The sequence below is a fragment of the Shouchella oshimensis genome (genome assembly GCF_002019765.1).
GTDB lineage: Bacteria > Bacillota > Bacilli > Bacillales > Bacillaceae_D > Shouchella > Shouchella oshimensis.
This window is the reverse complement of the sequence record NZ_KV917380.1, coordinates 1,073,043-1,095,928: the sequence shown is the minus strand read 5'-3', so window position 1 is coordinate 1,095,928 and position 22,886 is coordinate 1,073,043. Positions and strand designations below refer to the sequence as shown.

21 protein-coding genes are annotated in these 22,886 nt (G+C 38.3%); 4 read left to right on the top strand and 17 right to left on the bottom strand.

Annotated elements, in window-relative coordinates:
* Positions 1–5: 5 nt before the first annotated feature.
* From flgK to BK583_RS05325, 9 genes are all read right to left on the bottom strand, one after another.
* On the bottom strand, positions 6–1,355 hold the full coding sequence (flgK, locus tag BK583_RS05365; protein ID WP_038482681.1) for a flagellar hook-associated protein FlgK: 1,350 nt from the start codon (positions 1,353–1,355) through the stop codon (positions 6–8).
* Between the two features lie 11 nt (positions 1,356–1,366).
* On the bottom strand, positions 1,367–1,762 hold the full coding sequence (locus tag BK583_RS05360) for a flagellar protein FlgN (RefSeq protein WP_038482684.1): 396 nt from the start codon (positions 1,760–1,762) through the stop codon (positions 1,367–1,369).
* Positions 1,759–2,022, bottom strand: a complete 264-nt coding sequence (locus tag BK583_RS05355; RefSeq protein ID WP_051667607.1) for a flagellar biosynthesis anti-sigma factor FlgM — start codon at positions 2,020–2,022, stop codon at positions 1,759–1,761. Before BK583_RS05355 ends, BK583_RS05360 begins: the two co-directional genes overlap by 4 nt.
* A 16-nt stretch (positions 2,023–2,038) precedes the next feature.
* Complete coding sequence (locus tag BK583_RS05350) at positions 2,039–2,461, bottom strand: hypothetical protein (RefSeq protein WP_038482687.1); 423 nt, start codon at positions 2,459–2,461, stop codon at positions 2,039–2,041.
* A 10-nt stretch (positions 2,462–2,471) separates the two neighbouring features.
* The gene (locus BK583_RS05345; RefSeq protein WP_038482689.1) at positions 2,472–3,182 is read right to left on the bottom strand and encodes a ComF family protein; all 711 of its coding nucleotides are present in this window, start codon (positions 3,180–3,182) and stop codon (positions 2,472–2,474) included.
* Entirely contained in the window at positions 3,179–4,534 is a 1,356-nt protein-coding gene (locus BK583_RS05340) for an ATP-dependent helicase ComFA (protein ID WP_160319323.1), read from the bottom strand. The genes BK583_RS05345 and BK583_RS05340 overlap by 4 nt, the downstream gene beginning before the upstream one ends.
* A gap of 22 nt (positions 4,535–4,556) precedes the next feature.
* Positions 4,557–5,396 carry a DegV family protein gene (locus BK583_RS05335; RefSeq protein ID WP_055737554.1) on the bottom strand — a complete coding sequence of 280 codons (840 nt, stop codon included), beginning with the start codon at positions 5,394–5,396 and terminating at the stop codon, positions 4,557–4,559.
* A gap of 113 nt (positions 5,397–5,509) precedes the next feature.
* Complete coding sequence (locus BK583_RS05330; protein WP_078440058.1) at positions 5,510–6,217, bottom strand: response regulator transcription factor; 708 nt, start codon at positions 6,215–6,217, stop codon at positions 5,510–5,512.
* A 31-nt stretch (positions 6,218–6,248) separates the two neighbouring features.
* A complete protein-coding gene (locus BK583_RS05325; RefSeq protein ID WP_038482695.1) occupies positions 6,249–7,379 on the bottom strand; it encodes a sensor histidine kinase in 1,131 nt (376 codons plus the stop codon).
* A 248-nt stretch (positions 7,380–7,627) separates the two neighbouring features.
* Between BK583_RS05325 and BK583_RS05320 the strand changes: the two genes are divergently transcribed.
* Positions 7,628–8,260, top strand: coding sequence for a YigZ family protein (locus tag BK583_RS05320; RefSeq protein WP_055737541.1), 633 nt, complete (start codon positions 7,628–7,630; stop codon positions 8,258–8,260).
* Here BK583_RS05320 and BK583_RS05315 read toward each other — a convergent pair.
* The gene (locus BK583_RS05315) at positions 8,239–8,856 is read right to left on the bottom strand and encodes a pyroglutamyl-peptidase I (protein ID WP_055737542.1); all 618 of its coding nucleotides are present in this window, start codon (positions 8,854–8,856) and stop codon (positions 8,239–8,241) included. The genes BK583_RS05320 and BK583_RS05315 overlap by 22 nt on opposite strands.
* 76 nt (positions 8,857–8,932) lie before the next feature.
* Here BK583_RS05315 and BK583_RS05310 point away from each other — a divergent pair, with 76 nt between their 5' ends.
* The gene (locus BK583_RS05310) at positions 8,933–9,535 is read left to right on the top strand and encodes a trimeric intracellular cation channel family protein (RefSeq protein ID WP_038482704.1); all 603 of its coding nucleotides are present in this window, start codon (positions 8,933–8,935) and stop codon (positions 9,533–9,535) included.
* 45 nt (positions 9,536–9,580) lie between these two features.
* Here BK583_RS05310 and BK583_RS05305 read toward each other — a convergent pair whose 3' ends face one another.
* The 6 genes from BK583_RS05305 to BK583_RS05280 are packed head-to-tail and all read right to left on the bottom strand — an operon-like array spanning position 9,581 to position 15,758.
* Positions 9,581–11,416, bottom strand: a complete 1,836-nt coding sequence (locus BK583_RS05305; protein ID WP_078440057.1) for an oligopeptide ABC transporter substrate-binding protein — start codon at positions 11,414–11,416, stop codon at positions 9,581–9,583.
* Positions 11,417–11,430: 14 nt separating this feature from the next.
* Positions 11,431–12,342 carry an ABC transporter permease gene (locus tag BK583_RS05300; protein ID WP_055737544.1) on the bottom strand — a complete coding sequence of 304 codons (912 nt, stop codon included), beginning with the start codon at positions 12,340–12,342 and terminating at the stop codon, positions 11,431–11,433.
* 17 nt (positions 12,343–12,359) lie between these two features.
* Positions 12,360–13,322 (bottom strand): oligopeptide ABC transporter permease, encoded by a 963-nt coding sequence (gene opp4B / locus BK583_RS05295; protein WP_055737545.1) that lies wholly within the window; start codon positions 13,320–13,322, stop codon positions 12,360–12,362.
* Positions 13,323–13,324: 2 nt separating this feature from the next.
* The gene (locus BK583_RS05290; protein ID WP_038482714.1) at positions 13,325–14,251 is read right to left on the bottom strand and encodes an ABC transporter ATP-binding protein; all 927 of its coding nucleotides are present in this window, start codon (positions 14,249–14,251) and stop codon (positions 13,325–13,327) included.
* On the bottom strand, positions 14,232–15,254 hold the full coding sequence (locus BK583_RS05285) for an ABC transporter ATP-binding protein (protein WP_038482717.1): 1,023 nt from the start codon (positions 15,252–15,254) through the stop codon (positions 14,232–14,234). The genes BK583_RS05290 and BK583_RS05285 overlap by 20 nt, the downstream gene beginning before the upstream one ends.
* A 45-nt stretch (positions 15,255–15,299) precedes the next feature.
* On the bottom strand, positions 15,300–15,758 hold the full coding sequence (locus tag BK583_RS05280; RefSeq protein WP_055737546.1) for an Lrp/AsnC family transcriptional regulator: 459 nt from the start codon (positions 15,756–15,758) through the stop codon (positions 15,300–15,302).
* A 446-nt stretch (positions 15,759–16,204) separates the two neighbouring features.
* On the opposite strand from BK583_RS05280, the gene BK583_RS05275 reads away from it, so the two are divergent.
* The gene (locus BK583_RS05275; RefSeq protein ID WP_038482723.1) at positions 16,205–17,227 is read left to right on the top strand and encodes an LCP family protein; all 1,023 of its coding nucleotides are present in this window, start codon (positions 16,205–16,207) and stop codon (positions 17,225–17,227) included.
* A gap of 204 nt (positions 17,228–17,431) precedes the next feature.
* The gene (locus BK583_RS05270; RefSeq protein ID WP_078440056.1) at positions 17,432–21,397 is read left to right on the top strand and encodes an SH3 domain-containing protein; all 3,966 of its coding nucleotides are present in this window, start codon (positions 17,432–17,434) and stop codon (positions 21,395–21,397) included.
* A gap of 70 nt (positions 21,398–21,467) precedes the next feature.
* Here BK583_RS05270 and BK583_RS05265 read toward each other — a convergent pair whose 3' ends face one another.
* Complete coding sequence (locus BK583_RS05265; RefSeq protein WP_055736461.1) at positions 21,468–22,868, bottom strand: polysaccharide pyruvyl transferase family protein; 1,401 nt, start codon at positions 22,866–22,868, stop codon at positions 21,468–21,470.
* Positions 22,869–22,886 lie beyond the last annotated feature (18 nt).

Genomic DNA, 22,886 nt, shown 5'->3' with positions numbered 1-22,886 from the left:
TTCTTTTATCGACCGACGATCCCCATTCCATTAATGACCGTGTTTAGCATTTCATCCATGGCAGTCATCACACGAGCAGCTGCGTTATAAGAGTGCTGGAACTGTACCAACATCGTCAATTCTTCATCTAATGATACTCCACTAATTGACATTCGGTTTCCATCAATATTGCGCAACCTTGTAAGAGCAGCGTCAGTTTTCCGCTGCATGCTTTGCGCTTCTACCCCTAGCTGTCCCATCATTTGCTGATACTCTTTTGTAACAGATCCATCTTTTTGACTAAGGTTTGCTACAGCTTGTGCCGTATCTTTGCTTACAGTGAACTGGCTTGGGTCTGCTTTAATAGACTCTGATACCCTACCAGTAGAAACATCAAAGAAATTAGGTACTAGCTCATTTACTTCACTCATTAATTGTTGTTTAAGTTGGCCTACTTGATTTATAGCTTTTGCAACATGAGACATCGAAGCATCAATTCCGATTAGTTTCCCGCTCATCACTTCACTATAAGACTGGTCATTAACAAGTAAATGGCTTACGCCATCTTCTTGTTCAACCGTAAAACTCATTGGTGAAAACGACTCATCACTACTATCTACTAGAACAATGTCGCTGTTTAACATTTTAATGTTATAACTACCTTCTTGACCTTTATGTGCACTTGTACGTTCTACTTCAATAGGTAATAGAATGGCTAGTTCATCTATTAAACGATCCTGTTGATCATATAATTCATTCGCCGCTTGACCACTCTCTTCAATTTTTTGAATTGCTCGGTTATTAATAGCAATTTGTTCAAGCAAATCATTAATTGTAGCTTCTGTTCCTTCACGCTCTTTTTCAAGCAGACTCATTTCGGACTGAAACGCTTTTTCAAGAGACTCTAGAGTATCCATAACCGCTTCAGACTGTTCAATTAAAACAGCTTGATTGTCTTGACCAGCTGCCAGTTCCCTCCAACCATTAAAGAAATCATTGAATTGACTAGAGAGGCCACCTAAGTCACCGTCATTAAGAGGACCTTCATTAAATAAATCTTCTAAGCGTGCAAACGTACGACTTTGAACAGCTGTATAACCTGATACATGAGCTTCTAGTTGAAATTGTTTGTCTAAAAATTGATCACGAACTCTTTGAATACGATCAATTCCAACTCCCGTACCAACCCTTCCTTCCATAACTGGTCGACCAAAGGGACCCGTTCCGGGGTAGCCAGGGGTTGATTGCATACTTACTCGCTGTCTTGTATAACCATCTGTACCTGCGTTTGCAATGTTATTTCCGACCGTTTGCAAAGCTGCTTGATTAGCGGCAACTGCTCGCCTCATCGTTTCCATACCTAAAAAAGTTGACAACGTTACACCTCCTATACTTGTGAATCAAAAATGGATAATTTTCCAGACTTTGATTTTGCTTCTTTTGTGTAAACTGAACGATCTGTTTGAAATAATTGTAGTGACCCTTTTACAAATGAAAGTGAATCCTTTATCAACAAGGTATTTCGTTCATTTCTGTGCTTCAGTTCCATAACGGATCGTAACAATTGTTCTTTTAATGAGGAAAGATGATCAGCTGAAAAATCAATGCTTCCCTTCATTTTGTTCTCCAAACCATTTGCTTTGGAAACGAGAGCCGATTCTTTTCGAACAATCCCTTGTAGATCTTCAAGGTGGTTTTCGATTAGAGCGTTCTCCTTTTGTTTCGCTAGTTCAATTAATGCCTCTTGTACTTCAATCATCTGGTGGATTAACGCTTCGCTCATTTAATGACTCCGCTTTCTTTCCATGCAGCCATAATGGCTTGTGCTGTTTTTTCTGGTTGAAACACATAGGTACCTTCTTCAATTTGTTGCTTCAACTCTTGTAATCGCTCTTCTTTCACTTTGCTAGTCTGAGCATTTAACTCTAGAGCCTCTTTTGATATTTCGACTTTATCTTTTTTATCTTCTTGTACAGTTGGTGATTGTACTTGAGTCTTATACAACTTGTTTGCTTGAATGTATTGAGAAGAATGAATTTTCATTGTTGAAGAGCCTCCTTTATCGATTCTTCTTTAGAGTATATGTGAGCGATTGATTGTCATCCTGTTCTCTTACTAATGTAACCTTATCATTTTTTCCTTCTTCATAATGAGATAATTCTCCATTTAACTCGTTTACACACGAATGACAAAAGCGAGTCTCTTGTGTTGGCTTTTGACATCTTTCGCAAAAGTGTTCTAAGTGAGGGAACTGAGACAGTTTAAGCCTTCCAGAACGGATAAGTGATTGTAAAAACTTAAATGGTATCTTTGTGTTGTCCATTAACATTTGCTGTGTAACCATAGTGTCCTCGTATTCTTTCAAATACGTACGAATCGTTTTTAACCATTGCTCTTCTTCCATTTGACATTTCTTACACGTTGGTTGATGCACCTTAACAAACAATCCTCCACAATGTCGACAATTCGCAAGCTGTTGCACGTTTAATCCCCTACCCTTTTATCGCTCTAGCAACTGTTAATGACGAAACACGTTCTGCTCCTGCTTCGAGCAATGTCTTTGCAGCCATTCGCACAGTTACGCCTGTAGTATATATATCGTCTATTATTAAATATTTTTTACCCTTAATAAACGACTTTTCTTCTTCTACAAGATTAAACGGATTTTGCTTCACTAAACTAATTCTCTCATACCGGGTCTTTTTGCTCTGTTTTCGATCATCTTTTCCTATATTGCGGGTCAAACACTGATGAATTCCAATACCCTTTATAAGTTCATCAGCCTGATTAAATCCCCGTTCTTCCACCCTTTTCTCTGAAAGAGGAATGGTCGTAACAACATAATCGTTGAAGTGATCGCAAATAACTGCTTGCAACGAAAATGTGAAGATATGCCCAATTGCTACATCTCCCCGATATTTATAGTGCGAAAGCAAGGTTTTCAAAAAATCATTATATTCATATAGGGAAATATTTTTATCGAGGTAATCCACAGCTAAAAGCTTTCTCCACCTAATGCAATCTCCACACTCTTGTTCAATAAAAGGACCAAATCGATTTGGCTTACGGCATCGTTTACATCCATTACAATGAATAAGCTGTTTTCTACACGCTTCACAAACACTCTCTTTCTTAGGCGTAAAAAGAGAATGAACAGATATTTCCTGAAAAAAGTTCCGCTGACAAACAACGCAGTTGCTCATAGCATTCCTTCTTTATTCATTTTATCAATATGGTGCTTTGCTTTTAACATGGAAGCAGTTATTCCGTAATGCCAGTAAAGAATATCACCATCTGGAAACTCTTGTTTCCTACCGACTCTTCCTGCTATTTGCACAAGGCACGCCTCATCAAATATTGGTTGCTCAGCACCAAGTACGGCTACTTGCAAATTTTCAACGGTAACCCCTCTTTCTAATATTGTCGTGGTTAATAGCAAAGAAAGACGCTTTTGTTTAAATGCTTGAATGACTGGATGTCGATTTGGTGCTTCAGAGTAAACGGAACCATGATCAAGCTCAAGCTCATTTAATATCATGGAACATGTCTTCAATGTTTGAATAGAAGGGAAAAAGATTAATCGTGGCTTGTCTGTATGGAGTTGGATCCACCGCATCATTTTTTCCGGTAGTGTTCCTTTTTGAAGATGTCGATTCCAGTTTCCAATCCATTGAAAAGCTGGCAAGGGAATGGGCTTCCCGTGAAATCGTCGTGGAATTTTCGTTACTATAAGATTGGGCGTGTTTCTCAACTTTACGGAAGGTGTTGCACTTAAAAAAATCGTGGTAGCTTGAGGTTTTTTTGCTCGCATACTTGCGTATTGTAAGGAAGCATCATACGTGTAGGGAAATGCATCCACTTCATCAATGACGAGAACATCAAAAGCATGAGAATAGCGAATAAGCTGGTGGGTTGTTGCCAGCACTAGCTGGGCAAGTGGGTTCTTATCACGACTACCGCCATAGAGACTGGCTTGGCTAACTGTAGGAAACGCATATTTTAAACGAGGACTTAATTCTTTCACAACATCTGTTCTAGGCGTGGCAATGCCTATTCGAAAACCTAATTCAATGCTTTTTTCAATCATTGGAAAGAGAATTTCCGTTTTACCAGCACCACAGACTGCCCAAATAAGATGCGCTTGATTTCTTTGTTCAACTGCTACTACAAGCCGATTGCTGGCTTGTTTTTGGTAAAGAGAAAGTTCTCCTTCCCATTGACAAGTGGTTTCTTTTCGTTTGTAGTGAAGAGAATCTCCAGTCCAAACAAGAAACTGTTTACAGGAAGAAGCCTTTCCCATTTGAATACAGTGTCGACAATACGTACAGGTAGTTTCACAATGATAACAAAAATGACTATAAAAAAGGGACGGCTTATCATTTCCACACCGTACACATTTCCAGATACCCTTCTTATATACTAAAACAGGTTCTGAATGCACGAGCTGCTTCTGTTTTGATTGAAGCAATAATTCAGCCGAAAAAGGCCATTCACTAGACAGCATACAACGATGATGCAACCAATGCTGGATCTTTTTAACGTCTTTCTTGTTCAACAACATACCTCCCTGTATTGAATTAACACCAACCAATCCCTAAACTACTCGGTCCTAAATGAGTCCCAATGACTGGACCAAAATAGCTAATTTCTACATTCGCTTCAGGATAAGCGTCTTGAATTTTTACTTTTAGGCTTTCCGCTCCTTCTGGGCGATTAGCATGAATAACGGCGATTTCATTCACATGACCATTCTTCAAGTCATCGAATAATAGATCAAGCATGCGGTTAAGCGCTTTTTTCTCTGTTCTCACTTTTTCAAACGGCATAATTTGACCTTCTTCAAAATGAAGAATCGGCTTTATTTGTAACAAACTTCCAAAAACGGCTTGAGCTCCGCTTAAACGCCCTCCACGTCTCAAATGGTTTAAATCATGAACCATAAAGTAGGCACGAACTTGTTGTTTTTGCTTTTCTAAATATGTAAGTATATCTGCACCACTACTCCCTTCAAGAGCTAATTTAGCTGCAGAGCGAACATAAAACCCTTGTGGAGAACAGCTTATTTCCGAGTCAAATCCATATACGTTTAACTTCTCTTTCATTTCCCCTGCAGATAAAGCGGTTTGAAGCGTTCCACTTATTTTCGCTGAGAGATGAATACAAACGACGTCTGTATAACCTTCTTGCTCAAGACGATCAAATAACTCAACAAACTCTCCTATCGCTGGCTGAGAAGTTGTTGGTAACGCTTCCTCTTCCTCAAGCTTTTGATAGAAAGCCTCCGTTGTTAGATCCATTCCTTCTCTATAAGTGCCATCAGAAAAATTAACACTTAAAGGAATTGTATTGATCTTCAGTTCTTCAATCGTCTTTTTTGCTAGGTAGGCTGTTGTATCAGTAATTACCGCGGTTTTTATCATTCGTTATTCCTCGCTTCTTTTCTACAATCAGTCACTTCCCTTAAATTTAGCGGAAATAGTCCTGACATTCAAGAAATAATAAAGAATTTCCCGAGAAATAATATCGTTTCTTATCGAACAATGACATAACCTTTTTTAATCGCTTCAACAACCGCCTGAGTTCGATCATTTACATTCATTTTTTGCAAAATATTACTAACGTGATTTTTTACGGTTTTTTCGCTAATGTAGAGAGATTCACCAATTGCTCTATTATTCTGGCCATCCGTCATTAACTGAAGCACTTCACACTCTCGTCTCGTTAAAATATGAAGCGGCTTACGATATTCAACTTCTCTATAACCAACAGAATCTTGATGCTTTTCATCTTGCTTTGCTAAACGACGATACTCTTTAATTAAATTTGACGTTACTTTTGGATGAATATACGCTCCACCAGTAGCTACCACTTTCACTGCTTCTACTAGTGATTCCGCATCCATCTCTTTTAATAAATAACCTGATGCTCCTGTACGCAATACGTGGGATACATACGATTCATCATCATGAATAGACAGGATTAATACTTTTACTTTTGGAAACACTTTTACAAGTTCCTTAGTTGCCTCAACGCCATTAAGCTTGGGCATATTTATATCCATTAAAATAACATCTGGACGATGGTTACGGACAAGATCAATTACTTGGGAACCGTCCTCTCCATCTGCTACTACATTGAAGTTCTGTTCCATTGAAAGAATTCGTTTAACTCCTTCTCTAAACAATGGGTGGTCATCTATTATGACAATTCTAATTTCATCTGTCTCTTGTAAAATCACTGTTTATCACCTCTCGTAAACGACTACATTATTAAACTGTTGTTATAGGCAGCTGTATTAAAATACTTGTCCCTTGCTGTATTTCCGAATGAATCGTTATCGATCCGTTCAACATGTTCACTCTTTCTTTCATGCCAATTAAGCCAAAGGATGCTTCTTTTTTCTGGGATGGGTTAAAGCCAATGCCATCATCTTTCACGACAACCATCACTTGATTCGGTTTCATTTCAATTTTCACAAGAATCTCTGAAGGCTTGGCATGCTTTAATGCATTTTGAACGGCTTCTTGCACAAGCCTGAAAAGAGCAATCTCAAAATGCTGCTCTAACCTGTTATCAATGCCAAAATGTTTAAAATGAATGGTTAAATCATGGCGTTCTTCGCTATTTTCCAAATACTTCCTTAGAGTCGGTACTAAACCAAGATCTTCCAGTGCCATCGGTCGCAAATCATAGATAATTCTTCGCACTTCTGCTAAGGAGGACCGAACCATTATTCGCAATCCACGAATTTCTTTTAATGCCTCTTGAATTCCTTTTTCATTGTAAATGCGTTCAATTAATTCTGAATGCAACATTACATTTGCCATCATTTGAGCTGGTCCATCATGAATTTCGCGAGATAACCGACCTCTCTCTTCCTCTTGAGCTTCTATTATCTTCAACCCAAAAGATTGCTTTTCCTTCGCATCTTCAATAATTTCTCCAACTTTTTTCAAATCGCTAGCTAAAAAATCAAACACCACTGACATTTGAACGGAAAGTTGTTCAGCACGACTTATTGTATCTTGTAAGTTTCTTAATCGTCTTTCAATATCGTCTCTTCTCGTCCGTAATAGTTTTTCTTCCTGTTGTAAAACGGCCATCTCGACTTGAAATTCACTAGCTTGTTCATATGCCGCTCGAACTTCATCATTCGTATAGTTATTAAATTCTTTACTAACTTTTGCTAAACGGTTTCTTGCATGCCTTGCATTGAGAGACGATTTATCCACTTTTTCAATGACTTCTAACACTTTTTGTTTGGTTTGCTCAAGTTCCTTACTTAAATAAACATGCTCAGTTCTTGATCGTTCTCCAATTTCAAAAATCTTTTCTCTACTTGTTGAAACTGTATCTATTGTTTGAGAAATAATCTGATTTAAAACTTTTACTTCTTCCATTTATATCCCCACTTTATTAAAACAATGGTTTCGTTGCTACAACTGGGCTTAAAGCCTTATACTTTAAAATTAAGCCACTATCCGTTATTCTTATCTTACACTATCCGATGGAGAAAGAAAGACGTATATAGTAAAAGAGTATGATTTTTATCTCAGTAGTAGAGAATACCGCCAATACTATCAGACCAGTGTTACATCACGGTTTCGTGAATATGTAAAAATATAAAAATTATTATAGGAGGAAACCATTGTTAGCGAACTATAAAACGGTGAAACAATCAGGTAGTCATGAAATTGTAATTCAAAAATCACGATTTATTTCCCACTTTAAACGCACACCTACAGAGCAAGAAGCCCTTGATTTTATTCAAGAAATCAAAAAAAATCATTGGAATGCGACCCACAATTGTTCCGCCTATTTAATTGGTGAAACCGACCATATACAAAAGGCGAACGATGATGGTGAACCGAGCGGAACAGCTGGTGTACCCATGCTTGAAGTCTTAAAGAAACGGGGATTAAAAGACACTACCGTTGTTGTCACCCGCTATTTTGGTGGCATTAAACTAGGTGCAGGTGGGTTGATTCGTGCTTATGGTGGTTCTGTAAGTGAAGGGTTAAATCAAATTGGCATGGTAAACCGTACTCTCTGTTATACAATGGCCACGGCTATTGATTACACATGGCTCGGAAAAATTGAAAATGAAATTCGCCAATCTTCTTATCCTTTAAAGGAAATCACCTATGCTGATTCTGTCACGGTGCACGTATTTGTTCAATCCGATCAGATCAATGCATACAAAGACTGGATAACAGAACTGACAAATGGACAAGCTGAAACAACACAAGGAAAAAGCGTCTATTTAGAGACAGACGCTTGAATCGAAAGAGACAATCTATCAAGTAATACCGTTACAGCATGATGAAGATTTTCTTGTGTGAGTGGGTTTTCTTCCTTTAATTCTTTCGTAAAGGGGATATGAATAAATCCGCTCGGGACACGCTTGTCCCAATGCTTTAGCTCATGCAACGTTTCATACATAAGGGCATTGCAAACATACGTACCAGCTGTATTTGACACATAAACATGTGGATCGTATTCCTTCACCGCTGTCTCTATCTCTCGAAGTGGGAGCGTTGAGAAATAAGCAGCTGGTCCTTTTTCGTTTATTCGTTGATCGTTCATAACAACCCCGTCATTATCTTCTGGACCATCCATTACATTAATTGCTACTCGCTCTAACGAGATAGCCGTTCGTTTTCCTGCAAGACCTAACATCACAATAGCTGCTGGGTTCTCTTCCTTTATTAGCGTTTTCATTTTTTCTGCTGCTCGTTGAAAGGAGACTGGTAACACAACGCTTTTTACCTGTAGCCCATTTATCACTTTTTCATCTAATGCTGACACAATTAACTCACTTGGATTCGCATCATGATCAAGGAATGGTTCAAATCCAGTTACAATCATTTTTTTCATTAAAAGTATGCCCCTTTACTTTCCATCTTGTTATCACTATCATATCATATGACAACATAAGAATGAGGGACGCTACGTGGACACTTGGGAAATCTTTACGATAATTGGCACAATTGCTTTTGCTCTATCTGGCGCAATCGTTGCCTTTGAAGAAAAATATGATTTATTTGGCGTGTATACACTCGCTTTCATTACGGCCTTTGGTGGTGGAATGATTCGAAACATCGTTGTAGGCATCCCTGTTTCCGCTTTTTGGAGTCAAACATCTTTGTTTATCATTACCTTCTGCCTCATTACCGTTCTATTCTTTTTACCTGCATTTTTATTTAAACTATGGGATCGATGGGGCGTCTTTTTTGACGCAGTCGGCTTATCTGCCTTTGCCATTCAAGGTGCACTCTTTGCCAAAACGGCGAACGAATCTATATTTGCTATGATGCTCGCTGCCGTGTTAACCGGTGTAGGCGGAGGCATTCTTCGTGATGTTCTCGCCGGTAGAAAACCGATGGTGCTTCATAGCGACATTTACGCTGGCTGGGCGTTGATGGGCGGTATCGTAATCGGACTTGGTTTAGACCACCCCATTATGCAATATAGCTTATTTGTCTTAATTATTGTCATGCGTATGCTAACCGTTCATTACAAATGGCGATTGCCACAAGTGGATAAGAGGATTTAGAAAAGAGCTAGGCAGAAATTCTACCTAGCTCTTTCGCTATAACTATTAATCAACTGCTGCGTTTTCATCATTTAACTGAACTGTGTGCCAGCCATAATCGTTGTTTCCAACTTCATATGAAATCCCGCTCACACGCTTATTAATTGGGAATGTATCAATTTGATAAAGTGTTGGTGCAAGTGGTAGTACTTCATTAATATAAGATTGAAACTCATTATACACTTCTTGACGGTATGTTAGATCGAAAGATTCTTCAGAAAGCCCATCCGCTAATATTTCCTCTAACGTATCATCTGTATAACGTGGGTAGTTAAACATTGCTTGTGGGCCGAATAAACTTGATGGATCAATATCAGATCCTACGCCCCACCCAGCTGTATACATGTCAATCGCCGGATCGTCTTCTTCAATGCGATCATAAAACGCATTTGGCTCAGTTAAAGAGCCTTCTAAAAGTTCAATATTTAAACCAATATCTTTCCATGCCTGCATTTCATAATTGGCTACTGCCTCTGCTGTCGCGTCACCTTGACGAGCAGCATATGTGATAACGAGCTCTTCTCCATTTGGATCTTCAACAAATCCATCGCCATCTAAATCTTCATAGCCAGCTTCTGCTAAAAGCTCTTTTGCTCTCTCTGGATCGTAATCAAACCCTGGGTTCGTATCATCATGATACAAAGCATGGTATGGAGTAATCACTGTTGTTGCTGGATATCTTAAGCCTTTGTACATCCGGTTACCTAAATCTTCGTAATTTACAGCTAGTCTGACAGCTTCACGAAGTGATTGGTTAGACATCTTAGCGTCAGGATCATATGCTACTTCTCCTGCGTCTGCATCCCAAGTTCCTAGTTTAAACCCAGTATACGTGTAGAATCTTGACGTTCTGCCCAACCAATCCACATTACTCATATCTGCATTATCTGCAAATTGCGTAGCCGGGAATGTTGTAACGATATCAATTTGGCCTGTTTTTAACGATTCGACTACAACATCTGGGTTTACAACTGTCAACACAACTTCATCAACGAGAGGTGCCCCTTGCCAATAGTCTTCATTTTTAGACAGCGTTACAGACTCACCTGGAACGATGTTTTCCACAACGAATGGACCGTATCCTAATGGCTCTCTACGCACTTGGTCAGATGAAGACATATCTGCTACTTCTACACCTTCAAAATAATGTTTTGGCATCGCATAGTACCAAATACCACCGCTCATTAGCGATGGGTTCGCTTCTTTGAACGTTAATTCTACTGTTTTCTCATCAATAATATTAAATCCTGAAATCTCGTCCGCTTCTTCATTGTGGTACTCTTCCATCCCAACAATGTTTCTTAACGAAGCATCGTAGCGGACACCGTCATAATCTTTATGACCAATAACTTCATGCGCAAAGACAAAGTCTTCTGCTTTTACAGGTTCGCCATCGTGCCAGTTAACATTATCTTTAATCGTAATCGTATATGTTAAATTATCTTCAGAAACGTCAATAGTTGCCGCACCTTCATCTGTAATGTTAAAGGCTTCATCCATCGTAAACAATGATTCACTAAAAAATTGAATGATATCTGCATCAGTTGAACCAGAATAATGTTGCCAATCAAGTGTGCCTTCAAAAGGGGAAGCAGCTACAACACCAACATTTAAAGTACCACCTTCAATGGCTTCTCCATCTGCTGTTTTTGTCGGTTCAAAATCGTCTAAAGAATAAATACCATCTTCATTTTCAATGGTTTCTTCTGAGCCCTCTTCTTCTCCAGTACCACTTGGTTCAGACGATCCTCCCCCATCACCATTATCACTACAAGCCGCAAGTGCTAGAACGGCAACAAGCGTAGGTGCTAAATAAAATTTAGGCTTTAAAAGCTTTTTCATAATTGCTCCTCCTTTTAACCTCTTCTTTGTTTTGCATCAGTCGCGCGTTTTAATGCTTGACCAACATTATTTATACACAGCATCAACACTAAAACTAAAATCGATGCAGGTAACCATACCCAGGGGCGTAGCTCAAAAATCTGTGGATTTGTCGCGTGACTCATTAATGTCCCTAAACTTGGTGTGGACTCTGGAAAGCCAAATCCTAAAAACGATAATCCTGTTTCAATTCCAATATTCGCAGCCAAACTAAGCGTTAAGTTTACGATAATAATAGAATTTAAGTTTGGTAGTAAATGACTAAAAATAATCTTGTAATGGGGTGTCCCTAATGTACGAGCTGCTTGTATATATTCGAGTTCACTCTGTTGTAGAGCTTTTGAACGTATTAACCTTGCCATTGATATCCATATAAAAGCAGACATAATTAATGTAAATTGAAGAAGTGAGTAATTAGGCACAACCGCCACAAACGCAATGATAATCATTGTAGTTGGCAGTACTAAAAAGAAATCAACAATTCGCATAACTACGTTATCAGTGTGACCGCCAAAATAGCCTGCAATTAAGCCCATTCCTAATCCAACAATTCCAGACAACACCGTGACCGCAATTCCTATTAATAAAGAATTACGTGTACCAATGATTAATTGACCAAACACATCACGTCCACCATGATCGGTACCTAACCAAAATTCTGATGACGGAGGTTCAAAAATTGCTAGTAAATCAACCGCGACAATTTGATCTTGATCTAGAATAAATGAAACACTGAACACAAACACAGCAATTAACAATAAGAAGATTGCTGAAATTAATGCAACTTTATCTTTTAAAATTTCAACAAGTATAACTTTGGCTCCTGATGGTGTTTTGATAAGAGCATCTTTACTTGGATCGATTTGTATCTTTTTTTGTGCTTCCATTTTTAATCCTCACCCTCTTACTTAATACGAATTCGTGGGTCTACCATGCTTAAAATAATGTCTGACAACATTGTTCCAATTACAGCTAAACAACCAGATAGTAATAAGAGCGCAGTGACGACACTATAATCTCTGTTATTAATTGAAGATATTAGCAAATCCCCAATTCCCGGAAAGCTAAAAACCCTTTCAATAAAAACAGAACCACCTAATATCCCTGTAATTTCGTATCCGAAGAAGGCAGCGATAGGAAGTAGGGAATTTCTGAAAATATGCTTATTGTAAACTCTATTTTCACTTGCTCCCTTTGCCTTAGCTGTTAAGATAAATTCTTTATGTTTAATATCAATAATCTCGCTTCTTAAATACTGCACAGTTCCAACAGTCGTTATGAGAGCAAGAGATAGTGCCGGTAACGTCATATGATAGATTTTACTTATATAGTATTCAAACGTCCCTGTTACAAGACCAGGAGAAACACTTCCGCTAACAGGAAACCAGTTTAAACGGAAACCAAAAACAAATAGTGCGATAAGCCCAAAAATAAAGCTTGGAACTGCGAAACCAACGTATGTATAACCTGCAATAGCACGGTCTGCCCATGTATCATTAAAGCGTCCACTTACAATTCCTAAAGGAATGGCAATCAAATAAGAAAAGAGTAAGGTAAGCACCCCTAGTCCCGCTGTGTTTAACAAGCGATCGCCAATGAGTTCTGTAACATCCATTTTGTAGCGAAACGACTGACCAAAATCCCCTGTTATGGCGTTTCCTATCCACCGCCCATACTGTTGATACCAAGGATCGTTCAACCCATGTATCTCCCGTAATTCTGCTAAACGCTCTGCCGTAATACTAGGATCTATCATCCCTGTAAACGGATCACCTGGCATTTGACTAGCTAAAATAAACACAAGTATACTTAGAAAGAACAACTGTGGAACTGCAATTAACATACGTCTAACAATAAATTTCCACATCGTTAACTCCCTTCCGGCATTGCAACTCTATGAGTTGGAGACAAACTTTTTAAAGGGTATGCAAGTCCTTCGTTATCAAAATAATCTTGTGTATTCGTTTCATACTCTTGATTTATTTTCTTCCGAATCAATTGAATATCTCCTCTTTTAGTTGGATCAATATCTGGAATAGAGGATATTAACCTTCGCGTATAGATGTGCTGCGGGTTAGTAAAGATGTCATCAGGTGTTCCTTCCTCTACAAATCGACCTTTATACATAATGCCGATATGATCGCATATATGGCGTATGATGCCTAAATCATGACTTATAAAAAAGTAAGTTAAATTTAGATCTTTTTGAATATCTTGCATAAAGTTTAATACTTGAGCTTGCACAGATACGTCTAATGCAGAAACTGGTTCATCCGCTATTATTAATTTTGGCTTTAAAGCTATGGCCCTAGCAATACCAATACGTTGACGCTGCCCTCCTGAGAATTCATGTGGATATTTAAAAATACTATCAGGACTTATACCTACTCGTTCTAGCAATTCTTGTACAGCTCGTTGTTCTTCTTGCTTTGTCATTTTTTCGAAATTCCTAAATGGTTCTGCAACAATGTCTATGATTCTTTTTTTAGGATTTAATGAAGAATAGGGGTCTTGAAAAACCATTTGTACATCTCTTCTAAACTCTTTTATATTTCGCTTCGTTACTTCTTTATTATTAATAAAGATCTGACCAGACGTAATATCATTTAATCCAATAATGCCTCTTCCAGTTGTTGTCTTTCCGGAACCGGATTCACCAACTAGACCATATGTTTTTCCTTCCTCTAATGAAATGTTTAATCCATCAACAGCCTTTACATACCCAACGGTTCTTTTTAAAATACCTGCTTTAATAGGAAAATGTATTTTTAAATCTTTAATTTGCAGAAATCCCATCCGCTACTTCCTCCTTAGGTGCAAATTCAAATGTCTTGTAGCAACTACAACGAACATAATGATTTGGTGATATTTCATGAAGTTGAGGGTTTTCTTCATGCGCTGCATCACCAATCCATGGAATGCGTTCTGCAAATCGACAACCCGTTCTAGGTAAATTCACTAAAGAAGGCACTACCCCTTGAATAACATGTAACTTGGTTTTAGCTGTATTATTAGTTGGGTTTGATTGTAATAGCGATCTCGTGTATGGATGCTTTGGATTAGCAAATAACTCTTCAACTGGAGCTAATTCAACAATTTGACCAGCATACATAACAGCCACTTTATCTGCCATTTCCGCGACAACACCTAGATCATGGGTAATTAAGATAACACCACTGTTTAATTCATTTTTAAGTTTGCTTATAAGTCCTAATATTTGCGCTTGTATCGTTACATCAAGTGCAGTCGTTGGTTCATCCGCTATTAAAAAAGCAGGATTACAAGAAATGGCGATTCCAATTACCACTCTTTGCCTCATTCCACCAGAAAGTTCGTGTGGATATTGACTATAAACCACATCTGGTCTTGAAATACCAACTTGTTGTAAGAGTTCTAATACTCTATTTTTTCTCTCCGTTTTTGATAAATTTGTATGTAAAATAAGCGATTCTTCAAGTTGTTTCCCAATTATCATGAGTGGGTTTAGCGCTGACATTGGGTCTTGAAAAATCATCCCTAACTCTCCACCTCTTAACTTTTGCAACCTTGCTTCAGATACTTTAGCAATATCCTCACCTTTATAATTGATTTCACCTTCAATTTTCGATTTATCTTTTGGATGTAATCCTAGAATGGAAAATCCTAATGCACTTTTCCCTGAACCGGATTCTCCTACAATTCCAAGAATTTCATTCTTATTTACAGTGAGCGTGACATCGTCAACAGCTGCATAATATTCATTATTAATTCGAAAAGATGTTTTTAAATTCTGAATCTGAAGAAGTGTATTGTCCGACATCTTATCCCACCTAACTAATTAAATGTTTCGTTCACATACGTTATCTCATTTATCTGTCAATGAATAACCTAAAACATTCTTGTACGCTTTTAGCTGTATACTGACGTCCAGTTGTTGAATAAACGGTGATTGCGTCAGTGTTTCATTCACAAACCTTAGTAGTCGCTCATTGTCGTTGAAATAGGCTTGAACAATGAAGTGATGATAGCCGGAAACAGAGTCGACGCAAATGATTTCTTTAAAAGAAGCTAGCCATTTCCCAACCTCATCTTGTTTTCCAGCCTTGACATTTAGGCCGATAATCGCTTTTACACTTAAGCCTAATTTGGTTGGATCAATCTTAATAATAAAGTCGAAAACACCACTGTTGACCATTTTTTTTGAGCGTTGCCTGATAGTTCCTTCACTTACATGCAATTGTCTTGCCATTTGGCTATACGTAAATTTACCGTTTTTTTGGTATAAATCCAATATTTTAAAATCTAGCGAGTCAAGTTTCTCCATCTCGTATCACTCTCTATTTCCCAACTTCGATTTAAACTTCCGCTACGAATTCATGATAAAATAATCAGATTTATTCATTTTTTCGTAAAAGTTATTGTCAGTATATAAGAACCATTTGAAGAAAGCAACAAATTTTTTAGACAAATGTGACTATAATTTATAGTTTTACAAACTTTTTGATAGTCACGTTTTTCCAGTATACCATATCTTAAAATAATGTATATTATTATTTTTTCACATTATTCTAACCTTTAGTACGCTAAAAACAAGCTCATTTATTATACTGTCAAATTATTCTTGCTTGTTGTGACATGTTGTCAAGTAATCTAACTTAATTTCTATTATTTTACGTGCTATTCTCACGACAGATTATGCTATAATTTGACTTTGACATGTAGACAAACTTTTTATTTATAAATTAGTAGGTGAAATGAGGGATTAATAAGATGGATGATACGCGTAAATATCGTCGGAAACAAAAGAAAAGACGGTTACTATTAAAGACGATATTAGCTACAGCGTTAATTGCTATTTTAGCAGTCGGCACTGGTGCTTGGTATATTGTCAATCAGTTAAATGATACAGCCTCTAGTGCGTATCAAGGATTAAATCGTGGTGAAATGTCTGAACTAAGGGTCGAGCCTGTAGACATCGGCAAAGATAATTTTTCCATGCTTATACTCGGTAGTGACTTCCGTGAAGGCGATAGCGGCGGTGAACGAACAGACACCATGTTAGTCGCTACTTTTAATAAAGGAGATCGCTCCATTAAACTAACGAGCATTCCTCGAGATACGTATACGGAAATTATTGGTTATACAGAGGGACCTTTTTACGATAAAATTAACCATGCAAACGCCTTTGGCGGCATTGATATGGCAATTGATACGGTTGAAAATCTTCTAGACATACCAATTGATCATTATGCATTAGCCCGCTTTGACGGATTAGTTGATATTATTGATGCGTTAGAAGGAATTGATATTGATGTAACGTATGAATTTGATTTTAAAGAAAAAAGCCGCAATGTTGATTTTACATTCACAAAAGGACCGACTCATATGGACGGCGAGAAAGCTCTTGCCTATGCCCGAGAAAGAAAATCGGCTGAGAGTGGTGGAGACAAAGGACGAGGCATTCGTCAGCAACAAGTTATTGAAGCCATCATTGATCGAGCAGCATCTCTTTCTAGCATCACACGATTTAACGATCTATTTGATGCTGTTGGAAATAACCTTCAAATGGATTTAACATTCGGAAATATTGTGTCTCTACATGGCTACGCTTCTTCTATTGATACCATTGAAACACTTCAAGTTCATACAAATGGTCAAATGCGTCCAGATATTTATGGAAACAACATTTGGTATGAAGATGCAGTTGAAGAAGACTTATATGCATTGCAACAAACATTAAGAGAGCACTTAGAACTCCCGACAGATACTGAAAATGAACTTTATACGCAATAACATTAAAGACTAGACATTGATCTAGTCTTTTTTTTTGTTAAAAAAGAAAAAATGAGTCATTTTAACTAGGTTTTATTCTTTATAATAAGAGGTATAGTGACAGGATCTCTCATTATTTGCGGGATGACTAAAAATCACCTCAACTCTATTAATATATGAAACAATTGTTTCGATAGTATAGTTGAGGAAGAACAAAATTCGGAGGTGTTTATCATAAAAACGAAAATGTTAGTTACAAGTGGATCAGCCTCCGCGCTTACTTTAATCGCAACGGCTTTCCCTCTCCAAGCAACGTTTGCAAATTCTTTTAACGTTGTTGAGAATCATTACCCCATCTCATTTAATGATGCCGTCGACCGTCAAATGGGGTTGTCCGCTCCTCCACAAACCGACCGGAACGGCCGCTGGCAAAATGCGTCTAGGAACGATGTAGCCTACTACATGAATCCTAATAATTTTAATCAAGGAACATCTGCTTATTTACAGTTTCTTGACTTAAGCTCTAGTGCCGGTTTAAGTGCACAGTCCATTAACTCCCAACTTTTATCTAATAAAGGGACTTTATCTGGACATGGTCAAACCTTTATCAATGCGAGTAAACTGCATGGTGTAAATGAAATTTACCTTATCTCTCACGCTTTATTGGAAACAGGTAATGGCGGCTCTCAGCTAGCAAGAGGGGTTCAATATAACGGTCGAACCGTTTACAACATGTATGGAATTGGTGCTTTCGATGGAAATGCAGTACAAGCAGGTGCCCGTTATGCTTATAATCAAGGCTGGTTTACACCTGAAGATGCGATCATTGGCGGTGCTCGTTTCGTTTCCAATAATTATTTTGCCAGAGGTCAGACTACACTTTATAAAATGCGCTGGAATCCTGCTTCACCGGGGACATACCAGTATGCCACTGATGTAGGTTGGGCTGTCAAGCAAACCCATCAAATGGCAAATTTATATGGATTAGTCGATAACTATAATTTGCAATTTTCCGTTCCTGTCTATACGAATCAGCCGGTAGGAAATCAACCAGGTGACAATGAACTTGAGCCATTACCACCGAATACATACGGTACTACTACCGCAAGATTAAATGTAAGAACAGGTCCAGGTACAAATCACTCTGTTTTAACTACATTAAATAAAGACGAACGAGTTGAATTAATTGCTAAAACGGGACAATGGTACCAAATAAAAGTTGGGAATGTAGAAGGCTACGTTTCAGGACAATTTTTAACGTTTTCGCGAGAAAGTGAAGACCAAATTGAAGAAGTAGATGAAGAAATAATTGCAGAAGGTAAAACAACGGCCCGTTTAAACCTTCGTGCTCAGCCAAATACGAATAGTTCGATTCGCACAACTCTTTCCAAGAACCAAACTGTGCAAATTGTAAAAAAAGAAGGCAACTGGTATTTTGTCAGAGTTGGCTTTCAAACTGGATGGGTTTCTGCTGATTTTATTAAAATTGATGGGAACAATGTTGAAGACAACAAGCCTTCTCTTGGCTCTGCGACGACTACAGCTCGCTTAAACCTTCGCTCTGGCGCTGGCACGTCTCATCGCGTTTTAACGACTCTTCCGGTTGGACAAAAGCTTGAGCTTCTTCAAAAACAAGGTAATTGGTATCAAGTTAAAGCTGGTAACCAAACTGGCTGGGTCTCCGCTGACTTCATTAAAACCGATGGAAACAATGTCGAAGACAACAAGCCTTCTCTTGGCTCTGCGACGACTACAGCTCGCTTAAACCTTCGCTCTGGCGCTGGCACGTCCAACCGGGTCTTAACAACACTCCCGGTTGGACAAAAGCTTGAGCTTCTTCAAAAACAAGGCAATTGGTATCAAGTTAAAGCTGGTAACCAAACTGGCTGGGTCTCCGCTGACTTCATTAAGACCGATGGAAACAATGTCGAAGACAACAAGCCTTCTCTTGGCTCTGCGACGACCACAGCTCGCTTAAACCTTCGGTCGGGTGCTGGCACGTCTCACCGGGTCTTAACGACCCTTCCTGTTGGACAGAAGCTTGAGCTTCTTCAAAAACAAGGTAATTGGTATCAAGTTAAAGCTGGTAACCAAACTGGCTGGGTCTCCGCTGATTTCATTAAAACAAATGGTAATAATGTCGAAGACAACAAGCCTTCTCTTGGCTCTGCGACGACTACAGCTCGCTTAAACCTTCGGTCGGGTGCGGGTACGTCTCATCGCGTTTTAACGACTCTTCCGGTTGGACAAAAGCTTGAGCTTCTTCAAAAACAAGGCAATTGGTATCAAGTCAAAGTCGGTAACCAAACTGGCTGGGTTTCTTCTGACTTCATTAAAACTGGCAGGAACAATGTCGAAGACAGTAAACCTTCTCTTGGCTCTGCGACGACTACAGCTCGCTTAAACCTTCGGTCGGGTGCGGGTACGTCTCATCGCGTTTTAACGACTCTTCCGGTTGGACAGAAGGTAGAGCTTCTTCAAAAACAAGGCAATTGGTATCAAGTCAAAGCCGGTAACCAGACTGGATGGGTTTCTGCCGATTTCATTAAAACAAATGGTAATAATGTCGAAGACAACAAGCCTTCTCTCGGCTCTGCGACGACTACGGCTCGCTTAAACCTTCGGTCGGGTGCGGGTACGTCTCATCGTGTTTTAACGACCCTTCCTGTTGGACAGAAGGTAGAGCTTCTTCAAAAACAAGGCAATTGGTATCAAGTTAAAGCTGGTAACCAAACTGGGTGGGTTTCTGCCGATTTCATTAAAACAAATGGTAATAATGTCGAAGAAAACAAGCCTTCCCTTGGCTCTGCGACGACTACGGCTCGCTTAAACCTTCGGTCTGGTGCAGGCACGTCTCATCGCGTTTTAACGACTCTCCCGGTTGGACAGAAGGTAGAGCTTCTTCAAAAACAAGGCAATTGGTATCAAGTTAAAGCTGGTAACCAAACTGGGTGGGTTTCTGCTGACTTCCTTTCCACTAAGTCAGAGGTGAAAAAAGAAACAAGCGTAACAAAAGCTGGTGAAACAACAGCACGATTAAATTTACGTGAAGGTGCTGGAACGTCCTACAAAGTTCTCACTACTTTAAATAAAGGCCAAGCCGTTGAAATTCTAAACACGAAAAATGGTTGGCATCAAATAAAGGTTGGTTCACAAACTGGCTGGGTTTCTGCACAATATGTCCAAGAAAAGACTGCTGAGCCTAGTATTCAAGCCATGTCACGATCATTAATGGCTCCAATGTTTGTTGACGAACAAGAGATTGTGAGTGAAGAACCTCTACAAACAGCAAAAAATGACCAAGAGGATAAAGAAAATCCTTCCGCTAAGCAAGAAAAACCTGAGAAAAAACTAGACTCCGACAAGCAAGATACTGAAACTGTTTCAAATACGGAAGATGATGTAGTAAAATCGGAAACCGATATTAAAAACAAACAGGATTCTACTGTCGAGGTTGTAGAGAACGACTCATACGTTGACAGTGACGATGATTCTTCTTCTGACGTTGAAAACGACTCAGATGCTGACAGTGACGATGATTCTTCTGATGACGTTGAGAACGACTCAGATGCTGACAGTGACGATGATTCTTCTGATGACGTTGAGAACGACTCAGACGCTGACAGTGACGATAATTCTTCTGATGACGTTAAAGTCGACTCAGATGCTGACAGTGACGATGATTCTTCTGATGACGTTGAGAACGACTCAGATGCTGACAGTGACGCTAATTCTTCTGATGACGTTGAGAACGACTCAGATGCTGACAGTGACGCTAATTCTTCTGATGACGTTGAGAACGATTTAGACGCTGACAGTAATGATGATTCTTCTGATGACGTTGAGAACGATTTAGACGCTGACAGTAATGATGATTCTTCTGATGACGTTGAGAACGATTTAGACGCTGACAGTAATGATGATTCTTCTGATGATGAAGAGGTAGCCAATGGCGAAGAAAACACCTCTTCTGCTGAAAGTACACCGATTACAGAGCAAAGTGAAGAAGAAGGCAACTTTATTACGTTAACGATTGACACCGATCTGTTGGCTTCAGCTGCTGATGATAGTGCCATTTTGCTTCAATTGGTGAAAGGACAATCTTTTGAGGTTCTAGATACTAACTCAGGCTTTATCAAGGTTAAGATTAATGGCCAAGAAGGTTGGATAAAAGAAAACGTTATAGTTTAAAAATAAGTACCCCTGCTACTGAAATTAGCAGGGGTACTTATTTTTCAAAAGTGACCTTTTAAGAAATTTTTTATTTAACTTTTTTATTTACAATATTAGCCGTCTTTAAAGCTAATTTAACTGACCTTCTATTAAGTGTTTTTTCTTGATTTTTTATAAGTTTACGCGCTTCTTTATTTTTATTCTCAAGGTTGTTCACTTTCTTTTTAAGCTGGTCCTCTTTATTTAGAAATGAATTGTTCAGTAGATTTACATAAGTGCTGTACCTTTCAGCAATCTCTTCATGAGAAATTGTTGAGATAGGATAAATAGGATCTAATTGCTGTACTTCTGAAATTAAGCGGTCTAAAGGTGCGATTCCATTATAATTTTCATCATAAATATGCGAAATACCATTTGTATTTAGAAACTCAATGAATTTATCAAAATTCTTGTGCTGCACAGTTTCAGGTGACTTAAAATCAGCTTGTTCAATGAGATCACTCAACCTTGTATCATCAGTAATTTTGTCAGCAAAAACATGTGTTAATTTATGGTATTCAGCTAACTCTCTCATTCTTGCGTCTTTTGGTAGTAAAATACTCGGTGTTCCAGCAATTGTTGCCGTGATGTTTCCATGTAATCTTGCACCAAAACTAAAATCAACATTTTTAAGAAAATCAATCCATGTCTGGGCATTTAAGAAAAATGGAACTCTTCCATTTTTATAAACGTCATCTTTCATACTTGTTGGATAGTATTTATTTTCTTTAAGTGAACTTACACCTGTGTATACCAAGATTTTTTCTTTCATCCATTGGGGAATAAAGTAATGATTAGGATATTCCTTCATACTCCTGTCTATGAAAGACAGAACATTTTCAGGTGAAAGCATCGAAGAATTAACACTTATTTTTGAATTTGGAGTAATATTTGTTTCACGTATGTTAAGATCTCTTCCGAACGAATACATTGAAGGGCACCCAATAACAATATGGTCAGTTCCTTCTTTAAATCCTAATTTAGATAAATACTTAGCAGTTATTTCCCCTCTAACACCTATCATACTGGATTTACTTAAGACAGCACTTACAAAGTCTTTTACTGCTTTGTCGAAAGGAAAGCCTTCATCAAGCTTAGGCTCAAATGGTGCTCTTAAGCCTACACCGATAACATATACCGGTATTGTCAGCTTGTTAATTAGTTCTGTATATCTCTTTAAAGCTGGTATAAATTGTTCACGAAAAGCATCTGCTAATGGTATTACATAAGCATCATATTCTTCATTAATTTTTTCAGCATCGTTATGGTTTATTCTATAATTGTCTGGAACAAGCTCTACTTCGCTTGTTGTCAAGGTTCGATAAATTGAATATGCATATATTAAGTTACCTACATTACCTCCTATAGAATTATTAGCAATAATTTCTTCTGGAGTCATCGTAGTTAATGGAGAAATTCCAGATCTGATCAATATTTTTCTTTTTTTCATATTACACCTCGTGCATTA